Origin of the sequence: Tahibacter caeni, assembly GCF_024609805.1 — a bacterium.
Taxonomy (GTDB): Bacteria; Pseudomonadota; Gammaproteobacteria; order Xanthomonadales; family Rhodanobacteraceae; genus Tahibacter; species Tahibacter caeni.
Map to the genome: position 1 here is coordinate 1 of NZ_JANFVR010000488.1, position 2584 is coordinate 2584.

Here is a 2584-nt window from a genome sequence, read left to right on the forward strand (position 1 = left end):
TCGCCGCCGGCGCCGCGCTGGTCGTCGCGCTCGGCATCGGCTCGCGCGCCTCGGGGCACGCCCGGCTCAAGGAATGGACCCAGGCCCAGGCCGCGCCGAGCGTGCGCGTGGTCACGCCGGGCACGGCCGGCGACGCGTCCGTGCTCGCGCTGCCGGGCCGCATCGAGGCCTATTCCCGAGCGCCCATCCATGCGCGCGTGTCGGGCTATCTGAAGAGCTGGAAGGTCGACATCGGCGCGCGCGTGAAGGCCGGCCAGCTGCTCGCCGAGATCGAGGCGCCCGACGTGCAGCAGCAGCTGCTGCAGGCCAAGGCTGACCTGGCCAGCGCCGAAGCCAATGCGGCGCTGGCCGAGACCACGGCCCGGCGCTGGCAGTCCATGCTCGGCTCCGATTCGGTGTCGCAGCAGGAAGTCGACGAGAAGAACGGCGACCTCAAGGCCAAGCGCGCGCTCGCGAACGCCGCGCGCGCGAACGTCGAGCGCCTGCAGGCGACCGAGAATTTCACGCGCATCGTCGCGCCGTTCGACGGCGTGATCACCGCGCGCGAGACCGACGTCGGCGCGCTGATCAACGGCAGCGGCACGGGCGCGGAACTGTTCGTGGTCTCCGACATCTCGCGGCTGCGCATCTACGTCAACGTGCCGCAGAGCTACGCGACGAGCATCGCCGCGGGCAGCGAAGCGCGCGTCGACGTGCCCGAGCGGCCGGGCAAGCACTACGCGGCCAAGGTCGAGGCGTTCTCGCAGGCCGTCAACGCGGCGACCGGCACGACCCTGATCCAGCTCAGCGTCGACAACGGCGCCGGCGAGCTGCTGCCCGGCGGATATGCCAACGTGAGCTTCGCGCTGCCGCAGAACAGCGCGGCGCTGCGCATTCCGTCGAGCGCGCTGATCTTCGACCAGGCCGGCCTGCGCGTGGCCACGGTGAACGGCGACAAGGTCGCGTTCAAGCCGGTCACGATCGGGCGCGATCTCGGCAAGAACGTGGAGATCGCGACGGGCCTCGCCGCCGCGGACCGCGTCATCGAGACGCCGCCCGACGGCGTGGCCGAAGGCGACACCGTGCACATCGTCGACGACGCGGCGGCGCCCGCGGCCGCAGGAAAGGCCGGCAATGGCAAGAACTGATCGACGCCCCCTGCGCACCGTCGCCGCCGCGCTGCTCGCCGCGGCGCTGGCCGGCTGCTCGCTCGCGCCGCCGCTGCAATTGCCCGAGATCGCGACCGGCGACCGCTACAAGGAACAGGCGCCGTGGACCGCTGCGGCGCCGGCCGACACGCTGCCGCGCGCGGCCTGGTGGACCGTGTACGCCGACGCCGAGCTCGACCGCCTGCAGCAGCGTCTGCTCGCCAGCAGCCCGGACCTCGCCGCGGCGCTCGCGCGCTACGAGCAGGCGCGCGCCTACGGCGAGCAGCTGCGCTCGGGCCTGTTTCCGTCGATCGGCCTGTCCGCCGACGCGACGCGCGCGCGCCAGTCCGAGACGCGGCCGCCGAGCGGCAGCGCGCTGCCGCGCTATTACGAGTCCTACGACGCCGGCCTCGCGGTCGGCTATGAGCTCGACCTCTGGGGCCGCGTGCGCAACCGCGTGGCCGCCGGCGAGCACGCGCGCGCCGCGGCTGCGGCCGATCTCGAATCGGCGCGCCTGAGCCTGCAGGCCGAGCTCGCCGACGACTACATCGTGCTGCGCGGGCTCGACCAGCAGGCGGCCCTGCTCGCCGGCACGGTCGCCGCCTACGACAAGGCCGTCGCGCTGACGCAGAAGCGCCGCGACGCCGGCATCGCCTCGGGCCTCGACGTCGCGCGCGCGCAGACCCAGCTCGACACGGCGCGCTCCCAGGCCGCGCAGAACAAGGCCCAGCGCGCGCTCGCCGAGCATGCGATCGCCGCGCTGATCGGCGAGGCGCCGGCGACGTTCACGATCGCCGCGTCCGACGCGCCGATCGCGCTGCCGAACGTGCCGCTGGACCTGCCCTCGACTCTGCTGCAGCGCCGGCCCGACATCGCCGCGGCGCAGCGCCGCATCGCCGCGGCCAACGCGGAAGTCGGCATCGCGCGTGCGGCCTGGTTTCCCTCGATCAGCCTCGGCGCGAATTTCGGCTACCAGAGCAACCAGGCCGGCGGCTGGCTCAGCGCGCCGAACGCGGCCTGGGCCGTCGGCCCCAGCCTGCTGCTGGATCTGTTCGACGCCGGCAAGCGCCGCGCGCAGACCGCCCAGGCCGAGGCCGCGCTCGACGAAGCCGGCGCGCGCTACCGCGGCGTCGTGCTCGGCGCGTTCCAGCAGGTCGAGGACAACCTCGCCCTGCTGCAGCACTACAGGACCGCCGCCGACGCCGAGGAGTCGGCCGTGGCCTCGGCGCGGCGCTCGCTCGATTTCGCGATGACGCGCTACCGCGAAGGCGCGGTCAGCTATCTCGAAGTCGTGCAGTCGCAGACCGTCGCGCTGACCACGCAGCGCGCGGCGCTCGATCTCGACACGCGCCAGCTGCGCGCGAGCGTCGCACTGATCCGCGCGCTCGGCGGCGGCTGGCGCGGGGACGATGCCGCGGCCGTCGCCGCGGTGCCGGCCGCGAACCGGACCGCCGCGC

Annotated in this window: 2 protein-coding genes; both read left to right on the forward strand. The window is 74.2% G+C overall.

Annotated elements, in window-relative coordinates:
- The coding region (locus NON22_RS22980) for an efflux RND transporter periplasmic adaptor subunit (RefSeq protein ID WP_257389316.1) at positions 1-1127 on the forward strand (1127 nt) is incomplete at its 5' end.
- Positions 1114-2584 (forward strand): efflux transporter outer membrane subunit (locus tag NON22_RS22985; RefSeq protein WP_257389317.1); only part of this gene is annotated, 1471 nt, incomplete at its 3' end. The genes NON22_RS22980 and NON22_RS22985, both read left to right, overlap by 14 nt.